Raw genomic sequence first — 22,569 nt, 5'->3', positions numbered from 1 at the left:
TCGATTCGACTCGGGAAGCAGTAATCGAATATGGCTACGAGCAGCAGCTCCCGGGAAACGTTCGACGATTCGGACACCCGGCACGATGAGATGCATAGTACGATCGAGGCATGGGTCCAGGACCTCGTCGATGAGGTCGATGACGCCGTCTCGAGCGAGCAGTTCACAGAGTGGTTAGACGTCCAGAGTCGCTTCCACGACTACTCGCACCGAAATACGCTGTTGATCAAACTTCAGTGTCCGCAGGCAACATGCGTTGCCGGCTACCGAACATGGCAGAACGAGTTTGATCGACACGTCAAAGAAGGGGAGACAGCGATCTGGATCTGGGCACCCATCATCGCAAAGCAGTGTCCCGACTGCGGGAACTCGCCGTCGTACCACGAGCGCAGTGACTGTGAGTACAACGAGACACCACCGGACAGTTGGGAAAAGGGACTCGTAGGCTTTCGGCCAGCACCCGTCTTCGATATCTCACAGACTGATGGCGAGCCACTGCCCGACCTCGAGACCGAAGCATGGGGACAAGCTGGCGAGTTGGTTCCCGCGCTCCTCGAGGCAGCAGATCCCCTCGAGGTGGACGTAGAGGTCGTGCCACCCCAGGACTGGTCGCATGGGAGTGCCAAGGGAATCTGTGAGTACCGCCCTCAAGAGCAGCCACGCGTCGCCGTCCGTGCTCGTGAAAACAAGGCTGACCTCGCCGTCACACTCGTTCACGAGTACGCCCACGCGCTGTTACACAATGGCGTCGACGATGAGGCTGAGCGATCGAAACGTGAACTCGAGGCCGAAGCGGTCGGCTACATTGTTGGACGGTACTTCGAGTTGGATACCAGTGGGTCAGCGTTTTACCTCGCCGCGTGGCACGGTGACGAGCCCGAAACGATCCTCGATCGGCTTGAGCGGATCAGTTCGACCGCCCAGGAGATCATCGACATCGTCAGTGAGGAGGTCGACGATGAGTGATCGACCGCTTCTGCTCGAGATCATCACTGCACTCGAGGAACAGGGCCTCGATCGAGACGAGTACCAACTACAGCGGATGATCGACGCCGAAGCCCTTGAGCGACTTGTAGACTCGACGGGCCCACAGACTGATCTCGAGGTTCGATTCTCGATTGGTGAGCGCCGTGTGATAGTGACACCATCCGATGTTGCCGTGATCAAGGTGTCATAGTGGGGGCGTTCGCCGAGTCAGACTAACAGTCGGTCCAATTTCCCAGTAGCCGCTCGGTGAAGTTTGTGTGGTGCAAGATGGGTGGACACCATGACAGATCATCTGACGTTATCGGAGTTCGCGACGAGCGAAGCGACTGACTCGAGGCCGGTCAGTCAGCCATCGACTGACGAGACCGTGACGATGACCGCTGACGAGCGGGTTGCAACGTACCTCATCGAAGACCAAATGGCGGATCTCACAGACGCGATTCGCGAAGCTGTCCAAAACGGCATCGACAGTCCTGGGTCATCCCGTGTGTTGGTCAGCATCTCACCTGAGCGATCGATCATCCTCGATGATGGCGCTGGCGTTGACCTCGAGTCGACCGAAGGGCGGCGAAACCTCTCAGTGCTGGGTGCAGGAAGCAAGCAACGAGCAGACGACGAGACAATCGGCGAGTGGGGCATCGGCAAGGGTGCGATCATCGCGAAGGGTGCCGTTCGTATCTGGAGTCACGACACCGCATTGTGTTTCGACTATCGAGATCGACGCGACTCTGGAACGTGGGCAGACGTCAGTGGGCGCGATGGCCAACTCGTGGACGTTGAGCATCATCTCGAGGGGATGCTTGTCGAGATCGACCACTACGAAGACGAAGTGCCGGATCCGGACAGTTACCGGTGGCGGCGCTACGTTCGCGATCTTCGCAAGCGCTTCGCGTACGTACAATCCCAGACAGGCGTCTCGGTCGTGATCAACGGCGAATCGGTCGACAACGGCGATCCACTCGAAGCAGTGGCGGACTCACCGCATCCGTCACTCACACGCGAAACTGACGATGCGATTCTCGCACTCGAGTACACGCCCCACGAGGGGCTCGATATCTACAGCAATGGGCTGTACGTGACGACAAAGCGCGAGTACGGACTCGGTGGTGTGGTCGTCTCGAAGGGGAACTTGACGCTGAACTTTGCGCGCAACGGCATCCAATCCGGCTGTGATCGCTGGCAACGGATCGACGACGCACTCGAGCAGGCACGTGACGACCTGTATGCGAATGTCTCGGACGACCGGCTGACTGCCGAGAGTCGGGAGGTGATGATCGAGGCGATGGCATCCGACAGCAGTGATGCATCGGACGAGCAGTGGGCCGATCGCAAGCTGTTCCAGCTGGCAACGGAGTCCCGCATTAGCCTTGAGGAGATCCAGGCAGCCCCAAAGATTGGATGGGGTGACGGAGCCCAGAAAGGCGCAGACAAACTCGTTGAACGGGGCTATGTCGTCCTCGATACGAGCGATGCAGCAACCCAACGGCTTCGCGATCTTGCCATTGACGGAGACACATCGATAGCGGTACCGGAGACGTTCGATGTTGGCGAGCAAGCAGAATCAGAAGGTGTGTGGACGGGCTATCATCGCATCGAGGATGAATCGCAGTTGAACGCTGATCAGCAGCGCTATCTCCGCTTCGCTCGAGTGCTCGCACGAGAGCTTGGGATTGAGCGGGACGTGTACTACGGCGAGGCGAGTGCCGATGCCTGGACCGACGGCAGGACGTACATCGTGATCACTGACTCGGCAGTGACGAGCCGCCAGCGTGCAATCTGGATGCACGACCTGTATCTCGTGATGTTGCACGAAGCCGCTCACGAAACCTCGAGTCGTGATCGGCCTTCTCATGGGCATCACTTCGAGAGTACGTTTCGGTCACTCGTTGAAGATCCAGGTAATCGAAGTTCGTTCGCGGAGCTTGTCCAGCAGGTCGTCGATGAAGGATTCGAGTCCGTGTTCGAAGAGTATGAGGTGGGGCTCTAGCAGAACGCAGCCATCACTTCTGGACAATTCCGGGAATGGAGTGAATGAAGCGGTGAGATGTCGAACTGACTCGAGTTGAGTGCAGTGGCACGAGATCGGTATGCAGGACGACCCCTCGAAGAGCCGTTAACAATGCTCATCTGGGGACGTTACCCGAAGTTCGTCTTCAACTTCGTAGAAGTAGCCCCGTTCAAGGAGCCGCGTCAGTGCGTACTCGACGTCTCGTTGCTCAAGAGCTAACTCCACATCAGAGATCAGCACGTCAGCGGCATCGTCGTAATCGATCAGCGGAACACTGTCTTCGCCAGCATCTGGTCGACATGCCTGCGTACACAGCCGGTCGTAGCACTCGAGAATCCACTCCGGAAGTGGTGGCCGTGGATCTGTGACGCGAGCCATTGCAGTTCTATCTGGTTGTTTCGACAGTCATCCGCTTAACAGTACCCGTTGAATACGGGTTTTGCTCGCAATCGAGTGAGATTTTATGGTGCGGCGGCTGCCGTGTCGCCAGTCTCTGGGTCAAACGGCAGGTTGATGACGAGTTCGTCGAACCAGACGACTGGGCGCTTACTCTGACCTTCTTCTTCGAAGAAGGTGATGCCCAACTGGGCGAGCCGACTGAGTTCTTCGTGGACGTTCTTCACGTCCCGGTCAACAACCCGTGCGGTCTCATTAATGCTGGATGGCTCTTCCTGGCGGATGGCTTCAATGAGATCGAGGACGCGCGGCGTCAGCGTCTCCATGAGGTCGTCGTAGCTAGTGAACGAGAGCGTCGGCGGGGTATCCACCGCGTCGCCCCGCTCAAGCGCCTTGATGCCATCGGTGACATCATCGTGAAACTCACTGGACGACTTTACAGTCACAACGAGGGTTGATTCGGCCCGAAGCTGTTCACGCTCCATCGGGTGTAGCGGCGGCGTGGTATCGTTCATGGGTATCACCGTGGTGTGATGGCCTCACTTGACATCGAGTTCGGATTTCGGGATTTCGCTCCAGAATCGTTCCCAGAGTTCGACCATCTCGGGGAATGAGATTATATCTGGAACGGGATCCGGTGCAACGTGCAGTTCGTGCCCTTTGGTGTCCTCGTGCGAGTTGTCGTACCGACGAATCGTCCCATCGTCAAGCGTGCGGGGTGGGTCCGGCTCCGTCGCACCGAATGGAGCTTGTAGGCCCACCCAGACGGGTACGCGTCACGGTCTGTCCGCATGCAAAACACGCGGACAACAGTCCCGTCGGGATACTTCCTCCCCTCGCTCACGCCATCGAGGTCATCGTCAGTCAGTGAGGCCATCCTCGCCCATTGGTACGTGGACCAATGCAATAAGGCTATTGGTCCAGAGGACAATAGTAGTTCGCTCTTGGGTAGAGAGAAGCGCTAATTGCGTTCTTATCTACAAGTTCACATTCTCGAGACGACAGGGTCCCGGTGACAGCTGGCGTCTTCAGACACACCCACAGGGAAGTCCTTGGAAGAAGACCGACAACGACCGATCAAACGACGTACCACAGACTAACAGTACACTGCGTACAACCGCTCTTGTGCTGGATATTAGGTGGGCGGATAGAGTGAGACCCTTCTCAGGGGTTATGGGTAGTCCGGCGACACCCGCAACCGTCGACGTCAGGTGTCTCCGGAGCCGGCCATTTCACCGGGGATGTCAACGTCGTCCATCAACAAGACGCGTCGTTCCGTGTACTTGAGGCCGTTCTTGCGCTGTGTCCGCTTTTTGACAGCCAGCCTGCTTTTCGAGAGATTGAGTAACGCATCGATCGTTCGCGAGACCAGCTTCTTCGCGTAGTCGTCACTGATGCCCTTCTCCTGCCGTCGGATCCAGTGTTTCATATCGCCGGCAGTGACGTACTCTCGAACGCTTGTGCTGCCTTTCCGCCAGGGGTTGTCACCAACCGCGGGATCGGTGCGTGCCTTCCAGAGCTTTGCAGCGAGCCGTGACGGAAGCGATGATGTCGTTGCACGGAGCATATCCTCGTCCATCTTCGCGAGCTGCTGGAGTGGGAGCAGATCTCCATACGAGAGGGAGACATCGCCACCACGATCGAGTGGATCGTCACTCTCAGGCAATCGGAAATAGCTCCCACCATCGTCTTTGCGGATGCGCTCGAGGCGGCCATCCACAACGTCGATCTCCCCATTATCGATGTGTTCCTCAAGGAGGTGTGCACCCTTCTCGAGTTCTCGTGCCTGGAGTTCACCGACACGGTCTTTGTTGGCGTTGAGTTTCTTCTCGTGGGCGTCCAGCCGTGCTTCGATGGGAGTCTGTGATTCTTCTAAGTCCTCAAGCCGTGCTTCGAGATCCTTGTTTTCTCGGTGGGCCTCCTCGAGTTCGGCCTCGAGGTGACCGATGCGGTCGTCCTTTCGGGAGAGTTCATCCTCAAGGGTTGTGACGCGCTCGCGAAGGCGCTCGAGTTCGTCGGCAAGTGTTTGGAGTGTCTGTGCATCAGGTCCGGGACAGTCTGTGTTCGCGTTCATTTGGTTCTGGATTCAGTGGCATTGTCGGGCGATTCGACTCGCGCTGCTGGTCGATGTCGGGAACGCTGGTAGAGCAGTAGACTACCGACTCGAGAGTCGTCTCGAGGAAGCGAAGTGGCCGTCTCCCCGGAAGACGTCTTCGTGTTCAGGAACACCGATGTCGATCTGCCGGGGTTGGTGGCTCCGTCTCGAGTGGCGGAGTATGGCCTACTGCGCTCGATAAGTCAACGTGATCCGAGGAGGTGTACTGGATCAGCTAGCCACCCTCGGATTGGAGTCGACAGTCATGGCTTGCCAGCGTGGTGAGCGAGTCGAATGGACACTCGCAGATATCGCAGTAATGTCTCTGCTCGGTGAGGAACGTCTCACGGTTCATGTGGCCGCCATCGGGCACGGCAGACTGTCTTTGGTGCTCGAGTTCACTGGGGTCGTGCTCGCTGGGCCGTCCCTGTACGTGAAGATCGACTTCGGTAATCGGTTCGCGACCTGTTTCTCTCCAGTTGCTATTGCGGCGTTCGTGTTCGATCCGCCAGGCTTCGCCACCGGTATCGGGGACAACCATCACCCGGCGGCGACGGCCGTTGATCGTCGTGTACTCGAACACGAATTCGACGGTCGGTTCGGTGGACTGGTCGCAACCGCCGTCGGCTGCGATACGTGAATCGTCATCGGCATCGATGAGCAGAATTCCGTCCTCGGTCTCGAGAGTGTGGGATCGGATATCGTCGTCGGCGATAATGATCTCCGAGCCGTCGGTCGCTTCGATGTCGCCCAGTTCGTGGCTGGCGACGGCGCGGGACTCCGCTCGCAGGCGCATCTCGAGAGCGCCTTTGCGCTCGAGTTGTTCGGCACGCTTTACGACAGCTTCGTGATCATTGACGGTCGTCATTGATCGCCCACCTCGACAGCGCCGACGATCGCGTCAGCCATCGTCTTGAACAGGTACTGCACTTCGAAGCCGCCGCGGCGGTCGGCAATGTAGTCGATCCAGTCGTCGATCGTCTTCTCGACGACCTCGAGGTCGTAGCGGACGGTGCGCTCGCCGTTCTTGATAACGTGAACGGACTCGTCGGTCGTCCGGTAGACGTGGTGTGCGCCTTCCGTGTCGATACCGACGGAGATGTAGTCAGCGCGTGGGTCGGTAGTCTGTGCTTCCGAAACCGTCTTTTGGGTTCGTGGTTGAATGCTCATTGTCCTTACCTTGGGACACAGGTCGGGTGTTCCAGCACCCGGCCGAGAATCGGTTCTCCCGGCCACCCTGCGCCTCACAGTTACTACTCTATTAGCTAATCTATTAAACCTATTGGTTGTAGGTTATCACCAGTAGGTTTTTGGCCATTGCCACCAACTTATCATACACCAATGAGTATAGCAACCAAATCTATGGACGCAGACGATATGCGCGACGCTGATTGGGCGATCCTCGACGTGCTTCGCGAAGGACGTGCAAATGCACCACTTATCGCTGAAGAAGCGGACTACTCTTCGCAGTACGTCCGAGAGCGACTTGGGCGTCTGAAACAGGACAATATTGTCAAACCACTGGGCCATGGAATCTATGAGATCAACGAAGACGAAGTGCCGGAGCGTGATCACGATAAGTAACCAGCAACCGCTGTTAGACCTCGAAACTTGGTTCGATACCAAGTCAGTCACTATTGATATGGCGGATAGTCATCGTACAGACACCACTGTGAACATCATCTCAAGCCAATGAGCGATATCCCACAACCGGCCACAAGACCATATTCGCAAGGAGAGAGGGTTCAAATATATCTTGGGCCTGACGACCCAGATGAGCGGTATCATAACACCAGGTGTGAAGTTACAGATATCCATACTGACGATCTCGATTCAGATACTGGACGAGAGCTTGATGCGTATTCATACTCTCTCAGAGTTCTGGAAACAGATGAGACTCTCACACTCACATTCCGTCACCACGATCTTGTCCCGGTTGAGGTCGACAAATAGTGGGTCCTGTCCCAACACAACCGAAATTTTGGACATAAAGCATCCGCCGTTTCCCGCTTCAACTCCCTAGTTGTAACGGACCAAGTCGGCGCTGTCTCGCGATTCACCAGAGCCAAATCAAGAGTGTCGAAAATGTTGAAGAGATATAGTTGTTATTTTTAAATTTAAATCTGACGTGAGTATTTTTCTGGAATCGAGGACACCCTTAATCCTCGGATTGAACCACCTGCTCTTCTACGGTGTTCTCCTCAGACTCCTGCCCGACACGCTCCATTTTTGAATCTATGGACTCGACAAGCGTCCCAAAGCCTTCAGCCCGCTTCTGGACGGCTTCATCTAGTTCCTTGCGGAACTCTTCGTCCTGCGGAATCGGCAGATAGACTTCCTGGTAGCGGTCGCTCACATTCCAGATGATGGTCTCGTATTCGTGCTTGGACTGGAGTTGGTCGGTCACAATATCTTGAGAGAGTAGATATAGAAGCACTGCAGGGGTCAGATTATACTCGTTGTCCTCGTTCACGCGGAGGATATCGTTCTCAGCGGCTGACAGCAACGGGATGTGTGCCGGGTGGACGATCCCGACGTTGCCGATGTAGTTCTCTCCGCGCTTGACGATGAAGATATCTCCGGGTTGGATCTTGAGTTTCTCTTTCTTGCTATCATAAACTTCCTGAGGCACACGTTTGACGTGGTTTCCGACAGTGGCGACCTCGAACTTGCTGACCCGACTCGTGTTGATGTACGGGATCTCGTTGTCGGAGCTATACCACTCTTTTTTGACCCCGCCATGCCCGGTGAAAGCCTCGACGACGCCCTCTTCCATTAGCTCGCTCAGCTGGACGAGTTCGCAGTCATGCTCCTCGGCCCACTTCCGAGCCCGCTCGATGGGCTGACGCTGGTAGGCACGGGGAATGAGGGTGTCGTCCTCGACTTCGCTGTTCCAGATAGTCGTTACCTGTTCTTCGTCTAGGTCGGTGCCTTCCAGATCCGGTTCCGCCTCGGGATCCTCAAAGTAAGACCGATCGGCCTCAGCGTCCTCGACGAAATCTTTGGCCTTGCTGAACCAGTCGAGAGTCACCTCAGCCATGTCCGGGATGTGATCCTTCCGAACCCGGTGTCCATTCTCGTCACGGACGATATCACCGTTCTCGTCTCGCTTGAACAGCGAGTTACCGCGCTGGTTGTGGCCGACCTGCTCAATCGTCCCCATGAAGATCGGGTAGTCTTCCTCGCGGGGATTCACGTCGGCGGGCGGCTTCTCCAAGAACAGCACGACCATCTTCGCGTGCGTGTGTGGCTGGAACATCTGGTCCGGCAGATCCCAGACACCATGGACACGGAAATTGCGACGAAGCCAGTAGGCGACGTAGTCGTCCGTCACCAGGTGTGTCTCTGGGAAGACGATGGCCGCCCGTCCGCCTTCGTTCAGCATCTCGTGGTATAGCTCCATGAAGAGAATGCTAATTTCTTGCTCGTCGCGGATCTGGCTCGTCTGGACGAACGGCTCCTGTTTCTCATCGTCAGCTTCGCCACGGAGCTCCTCTACGTCTTCCTCGGAGATGTCATTGAGAATCTTTTCGGCCGTCACCGAGCCGATTCCCTGGATCTCACCGAGCTCTTGGACGTCCGCCTCATACACGTCTCCGATGTCTTCATACCCGGCGTCTCGGAGGTCCTCAGCAGTCGAGGGGCCGATACCCGTCACGTCGGTCAGCTCGCGTGGACCGTTGTCACCATCGGTGCTTTCCCACTTGTAACCAAGCTCGTATTCCCGCAGATCAGTTGTATCACTTTTCGTCAGACCACTCCCGTATGGAAAATTCGCGAACAAAATGTCGAATCGTCCCTTCGGGAGTGGCTGTTCGTCCCAGCGGTGGTAGCTGAGACTGTCGTTCCGGTAGACGTTCGGGGCTGTCTCCGCCATCGCTTCCAGCTCGGCTTCCATCAGGTCGACGGCGAAGTGTGCCTTGTCGACGCCGAAGACGTGACTCTGGATGAACTGTCGCAGTTCCAGTGCGTAACGGTCTTCCTGTCCACGTTCGATGAGCCGTTTTTCGATCTTCTTTGAGACCTCCTCGATGCCTGCACCGATGAGTCCCCCAGTCCCCGCAGCGAGATCACCGATGTTGTCATCCGGGCTGGGTGAGGTCGCTCGGGCCATTCCCTCGCAGAGGTTCCGACGGGTGTAGAATTGCCCCTCGTCGCCCTTGACAGCGTCCGTAATGAAGACCTCGAATGCCTCCCGCATTAGCAGCGCGTCAGTCTTCTGGAGCGAGTAATCCTGGAGCTTACTGACGATGTACCGCTTGGTCTCATCGTCGAACTGGATTTCCCAGGTATCCTTGTCGGGGGCAGTCCCGAAGACCGCTGGGTGGCTGTCTAGGACTTCCCGTTTGAACAGCTGATCCACGCGCTTAGCGACAGATTCGGGGTCATCGCCTTCGCGGATGTGAAGGGCGGGCCGTTCGGACGGGGGCTTCTCCTCGTCCTTCAGCTTGGTGAGGATCATGTACGCCCATTGCTTTGCCATCGTCAGGTCGTCGGTGGCACTCCCGTCATGCGAGTGGACGTAGTCCCGGATGTCCGATGTGAGTTCTTTTGGGTTCTCCTCAAACGGCTCCAGATCCCCGATGGTGGTGCTCGCATCTACGTCGAGTTCTTCGCCCGGCAGCGGTGGATCGAAGTCGACCTGAGTGACGTTCTTCTTTCCCGCTTGGTCCTTGGTATCAGCGAAGACAGTGACCTTAAACGGGTCTTCCATGTCGCTGACGGCGATTCCATACTCCGCCTGAGATTCGTTCGTCAGGTACCACTTCACCTGGCTCTCCGCCGCCTCGTGAGCCGAATCACCCTCGGTAACTCGGGTTTTCGTTTCGCCGACGGTGTGGATTCGGTCCGGACTCTCATTGTGATTCGGGCCGTCGAAATAGACGAAATCGGGGCGTTTCGCCGCACTACTGTTCCTTGAACCGGACGGCCGAGGGGGAACCCGCCACTCTGGAACCGTCTTCAGCGTGTCCTCATCGAAGCCGCGTTCTTCAATGAGGTGCTGAATGAATCGATTTCGGAGTTTGTTCTCTGGTTCGTCCGCAATTTCTTTGCCAGTCAGGTAGTCCTCAATCATATCTGTTGTATCGTCGGTGCCCTCATCAGTGAAATCTGAGAGATCCGGCATCTATCTCTCACTGTAAAGTCACCCCCACTTAGTTTTGTCGAGGGGCCCATTACCATATAGAGTTTCGAGAGCTTAGTTACCATATACAGTAAACTATTAGTGAATCGCGAGTTACTCTCCTTCTATGGCAGTAATCGAGCTTGAGATCTGGAGCGACGACAAAGAGTCTGACTATGCTCGACTCCTCACGGAACTGGAAGAAGACACAGCGGACGAACTCTACGAGTACCTCTATTCAACCGCGCGAGACTGGTGTGACGACCACGACATATCCCCTGAGGCACTCCGTCGAACTACTGGGAAAGATGTTCAACTCGCTAATGTACTACAATGGTATATGGAGGAGGGGCTCCTGATGGAGGTCGAAGTAGACGGCGAGACTGCATACCTCCCTGCACCCCCGGTTCAGGACAAACTCGAGCGGGACGTATCGAAGACAGCGCTGGTGCCTATTGATAATTAGACCTTTGACGCAGGGGGGTAAAATCATGAGCAATGGAGAAACGTCGTGGAATACTTACGGAAAGCCAACGGGAGGCTGTTCAATCGGAATACAAGAACCTCACGTACCACCCTAACAAGATGCGGGCAGACATTGAAGAACAGATAGAATCCTTCGAGGAAGATCTCCACATCTTAAAACAGCACGACCGGGAGCTCTACGACCGGATCGTTGAGGCAGTAGAAGAAAGTTAGTCGATGGACGGGTGAGACTTCAAGTGGGTACTTGAAACCATAACCCTGAGCTACGTTCGACATGTAGGTCCAACGGTATCTTTATCCGGTGTTGGTATATCTGTCTATTACATGGCTGTTACCCTCCATGCCGGACCACCGGTTGATTCTCTAATCGAGGATTCACAGGATCCCAGCCAACCATCACGTAGTTCAGAGCGACTATGTATCGTTGGCGAAGGACTGAGTCGACGAAACTTACACGAAAAACTGACCCGAGAAGGGACTCAACTTGGGGAGACTGCATCGCTAACCACTATCGACGAGATTGCGGGGCGTCTCATCGAAGCGGATACAGGAATCGAGCCAAACGACCTTTCTGACGAGCTTATTACCCGGCTGATAGAGGAGATCTTCGACCGTGCTATCGATGGCGAATATAATGAGTCACTGCAGGAGTTCGCCGAGACGGTCCCATACTCGAATGATGAGACGCTGGAGTCTCTCTATAACGAACTCAACGACTACTACCGCTGTACAGACGCGGGCCGAGACCACGACGAACTCGAATCAATCGCAAGGGATCTCTCGAACGTCTACGCGCAACAGACTGGGCAACGGCGTCTCAATCAGTTCAGGGAGCTAACTATCGTTTTGGAAGATTTGGTGTCGGATCTCGGAGAACAAATCTACGTTTCACGGAGTCACCTGGTTCGCGCTGCACGAGAAAGAGTCGAAGACTGTTGGAATGACGTTTTCGGCGAGACCAACTGGCTGGGTGTTGCTACTATCAGCACCTTCGACAATCCGACACTACGCCTCCTCCTGGAAATTGAGGACAACATCGATGGGACTGACCTTCACTTCTACCTCGGAAAAGGGAGTTACAAACGGCAGAAGGAACGGCTGGAAACAATACGAGATCAATCCTTCGACGACGATCCAGAGTGGTCTATCCCAGACGAGTCTGGCCAGTCGCTCTTCGATGCAGCAGTCGGGAACGAAGTGGATCTTCCTGGTACAGTGGACTTCATCGAAGCACCGGAACGACGACGGGAGGTTGAGTACGTTGTCAAGGATATTCGCGAAAAATTGGCTGACAGTGCCGACCCACAGGACATTCTCGTCCTCACTCGTAGCGCCGACCGGTATCAAGCCGCTATCGAGGACATCTTCGAAACGAACCAGATCCCGTACCACATCGAGACCAAGGAACCCCTCGCCCATGCCGCCGGATATCGCTTCATCGACGCTACGTTCCGGCTGGTTGAGGCAGCGTCAGAGGACCAGGAGATTTCTTACGATGACGTGACGGCACCTCTCCGACTGGGGTTCTGTCACCCAGAAGCGAACAGCTCGATTTGGCCGCTCCCTCAGCGTGTCTTCCTCTATTTGGAACAGCGGTTGCACAAGTGGGAGGAGAGTGACGGATGGCGGAGTTTCTCGGAATGGCGAGCCGAGGTTGAGTCGGCAACTGGCTGGGATATGGCCTGGGATCTTATGAAGGACTACATGGACTGGATCGCCTCACAGCGGGATGGTGCCCCGGAAACAGGTCCTCAGCTCCGTGGTCTCCTTCGCACCCTCCTTGGGAGTCACATCTACCTCACGGTCACGCGGGAACGTAACCGTCCTGACGGGCCTGGAGTCGACCTAAAGCGAACTCGCATCACCGAGACCCACTCAACCTCACATGCGTCCGAGGTCTACCAACTCGCAGCAGCTGCGGGCCAGTACTACGAATACATACAGGATATATTCGACGTTGATTCCGGGTGGGAAGAGGTCAACCGTGCAATCACCGAGGTCATCGGTAGCCAGACCATCGGGAAGACCCACACCGACGCCAACGCTGTCCGTGTAATGGATGCTGGCGACGCTCACTTCGTCGAAGCGGATTACGTCTATCTCCTCGGCGTCTCGACTGGAGAGTTCCCGGTTGAGAACGAGCCAGCGTCGTTCCTCCATGACGAGCTCCGAGACGAAGTCGCAGAACGCTCGGAGACTGGAGATTATCCCTTCCTCCGTCTCCAGTCCAGCCGAACCCAATACAACATCGATCTCGACTACTACGAGAACGTGATGCGGGCCAGCGACGCCGAAATAACGCTGCTCCACCACTACAAGGACTCAGAGGGGAATACAGTGGAGTGGTCGCCGTTCGTCGACTTGCTGCCCACGAACGACCTCGCCGAGCGAGTTCGAGTCGACGAGTGGTTGCCCCAGCCCGAGGAAGCAACGCCGGACGAGCCGGATGGCGCTACGTGGGAAGACATGGCGGTGAACGTCTCCGAGAAGGACAGGCTCCGGCTCCTCTATCACCACACGGAGCGTCTCTGGCCGATGCGTCGCCCGGCCATTACGACCCAGGACGTTCGGGAAATTGCTGCTCGTACCGATCGGGATATCGTGGAGCAGGAGACGATGCCGCGATACGATCGATATGTACGGCCTCCCACGGAAATCTCAGTCTCCACCGACGAGCCTGCATTCGAGAACGATCTGGATCTGGCAGATGTGGTTAGCGAACCGATTCGTACCCACGAACTCGACCTCTTCAGCCAGTGCCAGCTGAAATACTACTTCTATCAACTGCTGTTCAACTACGAGGGCGACTCAGTCCAGCGGGACGAGATCCCATACTACTCCAGTAGTCGACCACACCATCGGGTCGGACGACTACCGCAGGTCATCCGTCACCAGTACACCAGCCCCTATCTCGACGAGGCCTGGGAATCCATCATCAACGAGAAGATCCGGGATCGGTATCAACTGGCTCATCAGTTCGATGACCTCGATGAGCTGGAGGAGTGGTTCGATGATCAGGACGACCTGCAGAGCAAACGCTACCAGCTCCTCCCAGCGCTGAAGAACGAATGGGAGTTGGTTCAGCACGAGCTCGAGGGCGCTGCGGAGGTTGACCGACAGTGGACTTGGGCAGAAAGTCAGACGGAGACCATCGACGGCACGGATGTTCGAATCGGTGGCTACCGACGGGATATCCTCAACAATGACGATGGCTACGCTCTACCGGTCCTAAATGTTCGTCATCCCTCCTACGCAGAGAAGGCAATCAAGGCTTGTTGGGACTCCTACGACCGCGCATTCCGGGATGAAGACTGCGACTCTCTGTGTCAGTCGTGCGGGAACGTCGACGACTGTTCCCGGAAAACGAAATTTACCCTCGACCACCGTCTCCATACCCTGACCAACGTAGAGTCGAGTCTTGCGGGAGTCATCTATCAGGACCACTACAATCGAGGTCCGGACAGTAGATACGGGATTATCAAGCAGGGGCATATTAATGCGTTCCGAGAATCGCTCCAAAACGATCCGGAACGTCACCTAGAGGACGACCCCAATCCGTTATCGAGACGAGCGTGGTACTCGCGGCAGAGTGCCCGAGATAGTGACCTCAGCGACCACCTGAGCGAGATGACTGCGGACGACCTCACATTTGAAGTTGATCCAGGATTTGTACAGCTGGATGGCTGCGATAGCTGCGTGTACAAAGACATGTGCCTTGTTCCTGAGAGGGCAGACCTATGACGTATCTTGAAACACCGGAAGATTCGCACGACTTGGAGGAAGCGGACCAACAACCAGTCTTCGACGAATACCACGATGGCGGAGGTCGGGTGGTCGTTGGAGCCGGAGCAGGGACCGGTAAGACCACCACCCTCATCGACATCGTCGCCGAGGCTGTCCTTGAAAAGTACCACGAGGAAGATGGGAACCCGATGGACGATATCCTCGTTACGACCTTCACCAAGGACGCTGCGAGCGAACTCAAGACCAAACTCAAACGTCGACTTCGACAGCACGAGCAGGCGGCCGACGTCTCTCTGGATAACGATCTCTGGCGATGGATCGAAACGGAGAGCTATATTGAGACTATCGATTCGTTCACTCACACCCTGCTTAAGGAAGTCGCAGTTGAGATGGGAATTTCGCCAGCCTTCGAGATTCGCGAGGGACTGGAGGACGAGGATCTCTACGATGAAATAATGGAGGAGCTGCAAGAGGATGACCATATTGCAGACCTCATCAATACCCTCGACGAGGCATACCCCGACGAGAGCTGGAGAACGTATCCCCCGGACAACGTCCAGACGCTGTTGGAAACGGTTCATAGTAAGAGCAGGGAGTTCTGCTGGACTATTGACGAGGCTGCTGAGGAGCTTGAGTCAGCGCTCGTCCACACGATCCACCAGGGTCACGAGCCGCCTCTCGATAACGATGCGGTCCAAGATATTATTCGATCCCTGACAGGGACTAATACGCAACCAACCAGAGACTTGGTTGAGCACGCGAATGACATCTACGACACGAATCTCGAAGTGGTCGAGGCGTTCAGCGAGGTGCTTCGGGAGTTCGACCGACTGTACGAAGAAAAGACAGTAAAGGAAGGGCTGCTGTCGCATACAGACATCACATACCACGTATGGAACTATCTGAGCGAGAACCCGGACAGCGAGTGGGCCGAAAGTCTCAGTGACCGCTTCGACCATCTCTTTATCGACGAATTCCAAGACACGAACTACGCGCAGTGCCGGATTCTCTGCAGGTTCATCGATAATACTTCGCCCCGAACCCAGCTCATGCTCATCGGGGACGTCAAGCAGTCAATTTACCAGTGGCGGTCTGCCGAGCCGGGCATCTTCGCAGATATAATCGAGCACGCGGATAGCGACGCGGAAGGTCCGGACGAGTTCCTGGAAGCAGATGGACTGGCATATCTGCCACTCCAAACGAACTTCCGCAGCCATCCGGATCTCGTCGAGTCGGCGAATCACCTGTTCGACGGCATCTTCAACGACAACGCTCGGGGCGATATTGGTCGTTTCAATATCCCATTCGAGCCACTTAATCCGAGACGGAATCGGTATGAAGCAGACATCGACCAGTCCCACCTTCACGTCCTCAACCTCGGGGGTGCAAGCTCGAAGGACGACTGGTTCGCTCAAGAACCCCAGCGCGTGGCCCAGGCAATTAGTGGCATTCTGAGTGAGAACCAGCTACAGGTCGTTGACGAGGACTCGGACGTCTTCGACGATCCGGAGCCACGCGATCCGATTCCGGGCGATGTCACGCTCCTTTTCCAGCGGCGAACGTACATGGAGCAGTACGCCGAAGCGCTGCGCGATTACGGTGTCGACTGCGCCATCGACGTCTCCGAGGGCCTCTTCGCCGAGCCTGAGGTGCGTCTTCTCATCGACGTTCTGGATTGGTTCGCCAACCCGCACTCCAAGGATTCGCTCATCCGAATTCTTCGGTCTCCCGTCACTGCCATCTCCGACGAAAGCCTTCGATATCTGGCCAGCGAGAGTTTCTACCTCTCGAATGTTCTTAAAGAAGACGAAGACTGGCCAGAAGAGCTCCCAGAGGAGGACCGAGACCGGCTAGACAAGCTCGTCAAGCTCCGGGACGACCTCCGATGGGAACGGGAGTCCTCGAAGGCCTCGCTCATCCAGAATATAATCCGTCATACGGCTTTCGACGCGATCGTCCTGGGTGACGTTAGCGGGAAGCAGAAGTACGCAAACCTCTGGTTGCTGACCGAGGTCGTCAACGATTGGGAGGAAGAGGAATTACTCTCGTATCAGGAGTTCCTCCGACAGCTCACACGACTTCGCTCCCGTGCCCTGAACAACGACGGAGACTACGGAGTAGCCCAAATCGCGGACGATGACTCTGACGAGACGGTACGGCTGACGACCGTTCACCAGTCGAAGGGGCTCGAATACTCTATCGTCGTGCTGCCAGACATGATCCGTCCAGGGATAGCGTTCCCACATACGGATCGACTCCAACTGAGTCGCCGCCAGGGGGCGGCACTCCATCCGGTCACCGGGCCACATAACGCGATAACCCAGGGTGCCGGACCTGGGGGTTCGTACATTGAGGACGACGACCGGGGGACTATCTGGATCGGTCAGAATCGGAATAACAACACAGGGGATCTCCAGTATCCGCACCCGCTTAATGACCACATTCGAGAAGAACTGGCCGAGTTCTGGCGAACCCTCTACGTCGCGTTCACCCGTGCATCGGATCACGTTATTTTCGGCACCAGCAACGGCAGTCGATGGTGGCCTAATCAGTACACCGTGTGGGCGGCAGCGATGCGAGAATTCCTCTGCCCCACCGATGGTTGGCAACAGGGTGAATACAATCTCCCGCTTGAGTGGGAGGATGACGGCGAGACTGTTCACAGGCATACGACGATCGCCGTAGACATGATCGACCCTGGCGAATATGTCGAGGAAGACCCGATTGGCGTAGAGGAAATTAACGCCGGGATCGAGACGGACCTCACACACGACGTGGTCGACGTTACGGAGGACTTCATGCCTCGGGTCATCAATCCGACCTCCCTCCACGACTTGAGTGAGTGTCCCCTCCGGTTCCAGTACCGAATGCTCCAGAACGTCAGTACGATCCGCTCTCCGACTCCACCGGGGGCAGAGCCGCCCGGAAGTCTGGAAAGGGACACGTGGGGGGATACTGCTCACAAAGCGCTCGAACGTTACGTGCACGGTGAGTCAAGTACAGAGCAGTTCCTCGATCAATACGAAGGCGAGGTTCTCCACGAACTCGAGAACGTCATCGAGAACTTCGACAGTACTGCTGTCTCGTCGAACCTCCCCCGGGATACCTCAGGTATACTGCCTGAATACGAGCTGACCGCCTACCACGAACCCACTGGGACCTACGTCCGTGGCCAGATCGATCTCCTATTCGAGGCAGAGGACGGCTGGCACGTAATCGATTACAAGACTGGTCGTGTTGCTAAGAAGGGTGAATACGTGAGCGACACGTATCGTTACCAACTCGCGAGCTATGCGTGGCTTCTCGAGAATAACTTCGAGGACATTACGCTCGCGGACACGCATCTCATCTACATCCACCCAGAGGTGTCCGAGGAGACGGTCGATGTCGATGCTGGAATGTTCGAAGAGGAGCTCTCGCGGCTCGATCGGCATCTCGACATCGGGGAGAAGGGGTTACAGGCAAAGCCGAGCCCCGCTCCTGAGGATGACGTGGACCCCGACATTACGACGCGCTGTGGAACGTGTCCATATATGGACCGGTGCCACGTGTGGGATGACTAGTCCGTAAGAAGCGACTCGAGCTCCGAACGCCCGTCCGAAGGGAAGTTCGGGTGATACCGAACTAAGCGTTCAACTCCCGAATCATCGTCAGGCACAGTGAGGTACATGAAGGATTTCTGCGGTTGTTTTAGCGAATTGAACAGGATATCTTCCCAGAGATCTGCCTCACTCTCAGGGTTTCCGACGGCAGGGTCTTTTGCCATGACGAGTGCGCGGTAGACCGTTGTTGAGTCATCAAACACATCAGAGATGTCCGATAGGGTCTCTTCTGTCCGTTCGTATGCCTTCCTAATCTTGCTCACCAATCGAGCATCGGACGGCTCACGATCCAATTCGTTGCCGATACAGTAGCCAATCACAAAGTCAAAGGGTGGCTCTGGCGATTGAACGATGAGATTCACACGGGCATCGTTTTTGTTCACGTATCCGATGTCAAAGCTGTCCCCGTTCCAGACACGGATATTGGGCCAGGAAGACCCACGCGGCACAAGGTAGTCTTCTTTCCAATTTTCCTTGCGGACCAGCTGGTGCCAGAGATGGAGTAGTGACGCCTCATCGGTGTATTCGCTTGGTGAACGATACGGCTCGTCGGAGAGGTTCACATCAGGTGCCATTGATCTGCGTTGTTGTCGTCGCCTACTGACACGATGACCACGTCAGCAGTTTCTTCGAGGGAACGGTGGAGTTTATTATTAACTTCGAGGTCGGTCACTGCGCACCCCGAGTGGCTGTACACGAGCACGTTCCGGATTTTCTCGTTGGTGATATCACGCGAGAGCCACTCGCCAAACGCAGCAATTGCACCCGAGTATGGATCGACCTTCACGAGACAGTTCGACCGCTTCTTTTGGAAGAACTTCATCGTGATTACGACGGTCTCAAGATCGGAATTCAGCTCACGGAGCGCTCCCGTGAGGGGAGGATAGCGTGAACTTACTGCGTCAATCAGTGCAGGGGTATCGGCGACGATGTACGGGTTTTGCCCAGATCCGACGGTCTTCGGGCTGAGGCTACTGTTTAACACGGTTGCATTCAGTGGTTTCCTCTTGTGGTGGCCCCCTGTCCACTCAACCAACCGATCTGGGGCCATATCCGTAATATCATATGCTGGATCGGGTTCTTCTCGCCCGTTGATCACCTCGATGAGATGGTCGATGAATTCCTCTTGTTGTCCATTGATTAGAGCCTGATTTGCCAATGCCGGTACGTCTTTCTCAAGTCTCGACGACGCACTGGAGCGCACAACTGGCGTGTCCTGGAGGTATTCGATCATGTGTCGCAGGATATCTCGCTGCGCATCTTCGACCGTTCCGGAATATGTTCCGTATACCGCATCCAAGAGTTGGGCGCTGAGGTATTCGTGAAGATATTTCGTCCCGGTATCGTAGTCCCGTGTCGGGGGATAGCCCTCGTACTTTTCTTTCGCTCGCGCTTCGCCAGTCTCGTCCTTGTAGAAACACAGGAATGCTGGCAAGCCGAACTTTTGGCAGTAGGCCAACCTGAGCAAAACGATTGTCGCTGGTGGAAATCGTGGCGCTGGTGGAGTCTTCGTTCGGTCAGTCGCTGTATAGGCGGTATCATAGACGGTCGGAAAGCCAGCCTGGAGGAGACCGACTTGACGACCCTCCCGCTGATAGATCATGTTCCCGATCGGAGCTGCATCGGTGAATTCGCCGCCGAGGATCGGATCGCCCGTTGAATCGACGAGTACGATATCCGGGCGACCGATGTATGTGACAGCGTTCTCGACGCTCTCCGGAAGCGTCCAGTGATCATACTGCCCTCGAACGATGAGTTCGATCGTATCACCCTCCGATGAGGAAAACGTATATCGTGGCTGGCTCGGGTCGTCGAATGACTCGTCTGTAAGATCGAGTAGCGAGCTATGTGCGTCGAGGTTTTCCGCAAACCGCACACCCTCTAAGATGTTATCCGAGTAGGCGTAGACCTGTTGCAAGGTGATCGATATGACAGACAGCATTGGCTTAAATGATGTGGTATATAAATATGAATCTATAGCTGGGTGGCCGGTCTCAGTAAGATGCTATCGTTTATAAGATCCCGATCAAGATTACCAGTACATGAGCGAGGACCCGGACCAGCATGAACAGAGCCGCCTCTTCACAACTGATGACGGGGAATTCGACGAGTCACGAGCGAAAGAAGATACACTCCCTGTTGAGGACGGCGAGGTCATCAATACAGATGAGCTGGCTGATCATCAAACGTACATCGAAGGTCGCGGGATCTACGACGAGCGTAATCCGATTAATGACCTGACGGGGAAAGAGTGGAAGTTTGCGACCAAGTCCGTTCTCGATAAACAGTATCCACCAGACTTCCAGCACGAGCTCCGGGGCCAACACGGCGGGCAGAAACCCCCTCGTCTCTGTGCAGATATTATTCAGCGGTTCACCCAAGCTGGCGATGTCATATTAGATCCCTTTGCTGGAGTTGGTGGGACACTCTTCGGTGCAAGTCTCTGCGAGTACGAAGGGAGCGGCTTCCGTGAGGCGATCGGCTTCGAGATCAATGACGAGTGGATCGAAGTCTACGAAGAGGTACTCGAAGCTGAGAACGCTGATCGGGCTGCAGCAGGAAAGGGAAAACTCCAGAGCCAAGATATCCGTCATGGTGACTGCGAAGAGCTGATCACGGAACTTGAGAATAGTTCAGTTGATTTTCTCCTAACCGATGTTCCCTACTGGTCGATGGACAAGGTCGAGCAGACCCGGAACGTGAACAAAACGCGGGAAAGTAAACTGGGCGGCTTCAACACGAACTCACTCCAAACGAAGGATGAGTGGCTGGACGATATGCAGACTAAATTCGAGAAGTTCAAGCCAGTGATCAAAGAAGACGGTTATATCGCTGTGTTCATCGGCGATATGTACCGGGAGCAATCCTATAACTTCCTTTCAGCAGATCTTGCGCGATCAATTCAAGAGGTAGGGCTAACACTCAAGGCAAACCTCATCTGGTACGATCCATCAAAAGATCTCCACGTATACGGCTATCCTTTCTCCTACATTCCATCGATGGTACACCAAAATATCTTAATATTTCGAAAAGAAAATTAGAATGCCCCGTCTTCAGAACGGTACATTCAGGGCCAGTTGAATGTCGACCCGTTCTTCGACCAATACGAGGGCGAGGTGCTCGATAATTTGGAGAATGTCATCGACAACTTCGAAGGGACTTCGATTGCTTCCGAGCTCCCCTTCCGATACGTCTGGTATCTTTCCAGAGTATTAGCTGACCGCTTACCACGAACCAACTGGGACCTACGTCCGTGGCCAGATCGACCTCCTGTTCGAGCCAGAGGACGGCTGGTACATCATCGACTACAGGACTGGTTGAGTTGGCGTAATAAAATGGTGCGCTACACCTGACCCAACCCTTAACGAATTATGATATGTTCAACAAGTCGCTCAGTCATTGTACTCGTAGGGGGTTGGCTCAAGATCGCCATCTTTGAACAGCGGATGGCCCGGATTTCCGCTTGAGAGGACGGTCAACGCATGGATATTGATATCAAGCATTTGTAGGACTTCTTTGGGACGTCCATACCTGTCACCCGGGGATCCCCAGGCCCCGACCATGAGGTCGGCCTTCGACGCGACATCTTGAAGAATTTCGTCGTTACGCGGCCCAACTGGATCGTCAACATCGTCAAGATCGGTGGGTTCGCTAGAACGGTAGGCAAACAGATTGGCAACAACGAAGCTACCGTAGCCCCAGCGGTCGGAGTAGCCGTACACGCGATTGATCGTCGCGTCACTGGAAAAACCGTCAGCGGTACTCGGATTTGCCATGAGCCAAGCAACAGTGGGTTGGCTGTTGTCCCACTCGCGCCACAGGTAGTAGCGATATTGTTCGTCGGGACTGAGGACAGCTCCCATCTCGTCGTAACGGTCGTTACTACTGGTCTGGACGATCAGGTCTTCGAAACCCTTGGGATAGAGTATTGAGTTCTGGTTATCCATTTGTCCTGCTTGATTTAGGAGGGTATGGTAAAAGTGTATACATATGAGGAGAGGAAGTCACCGAAGAAAGAGTTCTGATGAGTCTATCGCTCTTCAACTTCGGTAGCAAGAGTAAAACATCCCGTATCAGGCCGATCGACTTCGATCACTAAGAGGAGTCCAGAGAAGTAGAGGGATCG

General features: G+C 55.4%; 19 protein-coding genes and 1 pseudogene. 10 read left to right on the top strand and 10 right to left on the bottom strand.

Annotated elements, in window-relative coordinates; all coding sequences use genetic code 11:
- Positions 1-30 precede the first annotated feature (30 nt).
- The 3 genes from MU558_RS22755 (at position 31) to MU558_RS22745 (ending at position 2,974) form a co-directional block, all read left to right on the top strand.
- On the top strand, positions 31-966 hold the full coding sequence (locus tag MU558_RS22755; protein WP_246976889.1) for an ArdC-like ssDNA-binding domain-containing protein: 936 nt from the start codon (positions 31-33) through the stop codon (positions 964-966).
- Entirely contained in the window at positions 959-1,177 is a 219-nt protein-coding gene (locus tag MU558_RS22750) for a HalOD1 output domain-containing protein (protein ID WP_246976886.1), read from the top strand. The genes MU558_RS22755 and MU558_RS22750 overlap by 8 nt, the downstream gene beginning before the upstream one ends.
- Positions 1,178-1,267: 90 nt before the next feature.
- Positions 1,268-2,974: an ATP-binding protein gene (locus MU558_RS22745; protein WP_246976884.1), complete on the top strand. Its 1,707-nt coding sequence runs from the start codon at positions 1,268-1,270 to the stop codon at positions 2,972-2,974.
- A 126-nt stretch (positions 2,975-3,100) separates the two neighbouring features.
- Here MU558_RS22745 and MU558_RS22740 read toward each other — a convergent pair whose 3' ends face one another.
- The 6 genes and pseudogenes from MU558_RS22740 to MU558_RS22715 form a co-directional block, all read right to left on the bottom strand.
- A complete protein-coding gene (locus tag MU558_RS22740; protein WP_246976881.1) occupies positions 3,101-3,373 on the bottom strand; it encodes a hypothetical protein in 273 nt (90 codons plus the stop codon).
- 83 nt (positions 3,374-3,456) lie between these two features.
- Positions 3,457-3,906 (bottom strand): HVO_A0114 family putative DNA-binding protein, encoded by a 450-nt coding sequence (locus tag MU558_RS22735; RefSeq protein ID WP_246976878.1) that lies wholly within the window; start codon positions 3,904-3,906, stop codon positions 3,457-3,459.
- 24 nt (positions 3,907-3,930) lie between these two features.
- Positions 3,931-4,268 (bottom strand): annotated as a pseudogene (locus MU558_RS22730) (toxin-antitoxin system TumE family protein).
- Between the two features lie 330 nt (positions 4,269-4,598).
- The gene (locus MU558_RS22725) at positions 4,599-5,465 is read right to left on the bottom strand and encodes a DUF8008 family protein (protein WP_246976874.1); all 867 of its coding nucleotides are present in this window, start codon (positions 5,463-5,465) and stop codon (positions 4,599-4,601) included.
- A gap of 256 nt (positions 5,466-5,721) precedes the next feature.
- Complete coding sequence (locus tag MU558_RS22720; protein ID WP_246976870.1) at positions 5,722-6,354, bottom strand: hypothetical protein; 633 nt, start codon at positions 6,352-6,354, stop codon at positions 5,722-5,724.
- Positions 6,351-6,656, bottom strand: coding sequence for a hypothetical protein (locus MU558_RS22715; protein WP_246976867.1), 306 nt, complete (start codon positions 6,654-6,656; stop codon positions 6,351-6,353). Before MU558_RS22715 ends, MU558_RS22720 begins: the two co-directional genes overlap by 4 nt.
- A gap of 192 nt (positions 6,657-6,848) precedes the next feature.
- Between MU558_RS22715 and MU558_RS22710 the strand changes: the two genes are divergently transcribed.
- Positions 6,849-7,070 (top strand): winged helix-turn-helix transcriptional regulator, encoded by a 222-nt coding sequence (locus MU558_RS22710; RefSeq protein ID WP_246976864.1) that lies wholly within the window; start codon positions 6,849-6,851, stop codon positions 7,068-7,070.
- A 108-nt stretch (positions 7,071-7,178) separates the two neighbouring features.
- A complete protein-coding gene (locus MU558_RS23595) occupies positions 7,179-7,439 on the top strand; it encodes a DUF8139 family protein (RefSeq protein ID WP_377071357.1) in 261 nt (86 codons plus the stop codon).
- A gap of 205 nt (positions 7,440-7,644) precedes the next feature.
- On the opposite strand, the gene MU558_RS22705 is transcribed toward MU558_RS23595, so the two are convergent.
- Positions 7,645-10,614, bottom strand: a complete 2,970-nt coding sequence (locus tag MU558_RS22705; protein WP_246976861.1) for an N-6 DNA methylase — start codon at positions 10,612-10,614, stop codon at positions 7,645-7,647.
- A 124-nt stretch (positions 10,615-10,738) separates the two neighbouring features.
- Here MU558_RS22705 and MU558_RS22700 point away from each other — a divergent pair, with 124 nt between their 5' ends.
- The 4 genes from MU558_RS22700 to MU558_RS22685 all read left to right on the top strand — a co-directional run bounded on the left by MU558_RS22700 (position 10,739) and on the right by MU558_RS22685 (position 18,404).
- Positions 10,739-11,077, top strand: a complete 339-nt coding sequence (locus MU558_RS22700) for a hypothetical protein (protein WP_246976858.1) — start codon at positions 10,739-10,741, stop codon at positions 11,075-11,077.
- A 32-nt stretch (positions 11,078-11,109) separates the two neighbouring features.
- Positions 11,110-11,310: a hypothetical protein gene (locus tag MU558_RS22695; RefSeq protein WP_246976856.1), complete on the top strand. Its 201-nt coding sequence runs from the start codon at positions 11,110-11,112 to the stop codon at positions 11,308-11,310.
- Between the two features lie 111 nt (positions 11,311-11,421).
- The gene (locus MU558_RS22690; RefSeq protein WP_246976853.1) at positions 11,422-14,838 is read left to right on the top strand and encodes a PD-(D/E)XK nuclease family protein; all 3,417 of its coding nucleotides are present in this window, start codon (positions 11,422-11,424) and stop codon (positions 14,836-14,838) included.
- Positions 14,835-18,404, top strand: a complete 3,570-nt coding sequence (locus tag MU558_RS22685; protein WP_246976851.1) for a UvrD-helicase domain-containing protein — start codon at positions 14,835-14,837, stop codon at positions 18,402-18,404. The genes MU558_RS22690 and MU558_RS22685 overlap by 4 nt, the downstream gene beginning before the upstream one ends.
- Here the strand turns inward: MU558_RS22685 and MU558_RS22680 are convergent.
- On the bottom strand, positions 18,401-19,018 hold the full coding sequence (locus MU558_RS22680; protein WP_246976848.1) for a hypothetical protein: 618 nt from the start codon (positions 19,016-19,018) through the stop codon (positions 18,401-18,403). The genes MU558_RS22685 and MU558_RS22680 overlap by 4 nt on opposite strands.
- A complete protein-coding gene (locus tag MU558_RS22675; RefSeq protein WP_246976845.1) occupies positions 19,003-20,361 on the bottom strand; it encodes a hypothetical protein in 1,359 nt (452 codons plus the stop codon). The genes MU558_RS22680 and MU558_RS22675 overlap by 16 nt, the downstream gene beginning before the upstream one ends.
- Positions 20,362-20,485: 124 nt before the next feature.
- Between MU558_RS22675 and MU558_RS22670 the strand changes: the two genes are divergently transcribed.
- Positions 20,486-21,484 carry a DNA methyltransferase gene (locus MU558_RS22670; protein ID WP_246976842.1) on the top strand — a complete coding sequence of 333 codons (999 nt, stop codon included), beginning with the start codon at positions 20,486-20,488 and terminating at the stop codon, positions 21,482-21,484.
- Between the two features lie 351 nt (positions 21,485-21,835).
- Here MU558_RS22670 and MU558_RS22665 read toward each other — a convergent pair whose 3' ends face one another.
- Positions 21,836-22,390, bottom strand: a complete 555-nt coding sequence (locus MU558_RS22665) for a DUF1643 domain-containing protein (protein WP_246976839.1) — start codon at positions 22,388-22,390, stop codon at positions 21,836-21,838.
- Positions 22,391-22,569: the final 179 nt, after the last annotated feature.

The organism is Natribaculum luteum, from assembly GCF_023008545.1.
Taxonomy (GTDB): domain Archaea; phylum Halobacteriota; class Halobacteria; order Halobacteriales; family Natrialbaceae; genus Natribaculum; species Natribaculum luteum.
The sequence above is the reverse complement of the archived record's forward strand: the minus strand, read 5'-3'. Positions and strand labels throughout refer to the sequence as shown.

Excerpts from the sequence above, each read along its gene's own strand:
- MU558_RS22665 (WP_246976839.1), bottom strand. The coding sequence starts at position 22,390 with ATGGATAACCAGAACTCAATACTCTATCCCAAGGGTTTCGAAGACCTG.
- MU558_RS22680 (WP_246976848.1), bottom strand. The coding sequence starts at position 19,018 with ATGGCACCTGATGTGAACCTCTCCGACGAGCCGTATCGTTCACCAAGC.
- MU558_RS22725 (WP_246976874.1), bottom strand. The coding sequence starts at position 5,465 with ATGAACGCGAACACAGACTGTCCCGGACCTGATGCACAGACACTCCAA.
- MU558_RS22720 (WP_246976870.1), bottom strand. The coding sequence starts at position 6,354 with ATGACGACCGTCAATGATCACGAAGCTGTCGTAAAGCGTGCCGAACAA.
- MU558_RS22705 (WP_246976861.1), bottom strand. The coding sequence starts at position 10,614 with ATGCCGGATCTCTCAGATTTCACTGATGAGGGCACCGACGATACAACA.
- MU558_RS22670 (WP_246976842.1), top strand. The coding sequence starts at position 20,486 with ATGAGCGAGGACCCGGACCAGCATGAACAGAGCCGCCTCTTCACAACT.
- MU558_RS22755 (WP_246976889.1), top strand. The coding sequence starts at position 31 with ATGGCTACGAGCAGCAGCTCCCGGGAAACGTTCGACGATTCGGACACC.
- MU558_RS22750 (WP_246976886.1), top strand. The coding sequence starts at position 959 with ATGAGTGATCGACCGCTTCTGCTCGAGATCATCACTGCACTCGAGGAA.
- MU558_RS22695 (WP_246976856.1), top strand. The coding sequence starts at position 11,110 with ATGGAGAAACGTCGTGGAATACTTACGGAAAGCCAACGGGAGGCTGTT.
- MU558_RS22700 (WP_246976858.1), top strand. The coding sequence starts at position 10,739 with ATGGCAGTAATCGAGCTTGAGATCTGGAGCGACGACAAAGAGTCTGAC.
- MU558_RS22745 (WP_246976884.1), top strand. The coding sequence starts at position 1,268 with ATGACAGATCATCTGACGTTATCGGAGTTCGCGACGAGCGAAGCGACT.
- MU558_RS22735 (WP_246976878.1), bottom strand. The coding sequence starts at position 3,906 with ATGAACGATACCACGCCGCCGCTACACCCGATGGAGCGTGAACAGCTT.
- MU558_RS22715 (WP_246976867.1), bottom strand. The coding sequence starts at position 6,656 with ATGAGCATTCAACCACGAACCCAAAAGACGGTTTCGGAAGCACAGACT.
- MU558_RS22685 (WP_246976851.1), top strand. The coding sequence starts at position 14,835 with ATGACGTATCTTGAAACACCGGAAGATTCGCACGACTTGGAGGAAGCG.
- MU558_RS22740 (WP_246976881.1), bottom strand. The coding sequence starts at position 3,373 with ATGGCTCGCGTCACAGATCCACGGCCACCACTTCCGGAGTGGATTCTC.
- MU558_RS23595 (WP_377071357.1), top strand. The coding sequence starts at position 7,179 with ATGAGCGATATCCCACAACCGGCCACAAGACCATATTCGCAAGGAGAG.
- MU558_RS22690 (WP_246976853.1), top strand. The coding sequence starts at position 11,422 with ATGGCTGTTACCCTCCATGCCGGACCACCGGTTGATTCTCTAATCGAG.
- MU558_RS22710 (WP_246976864.1), top strand. The coding sequence starts at position 6,849 with ATGGACGCAGACGATATGCGCGACGCTGATTGGGCGATCCTCGACGTG.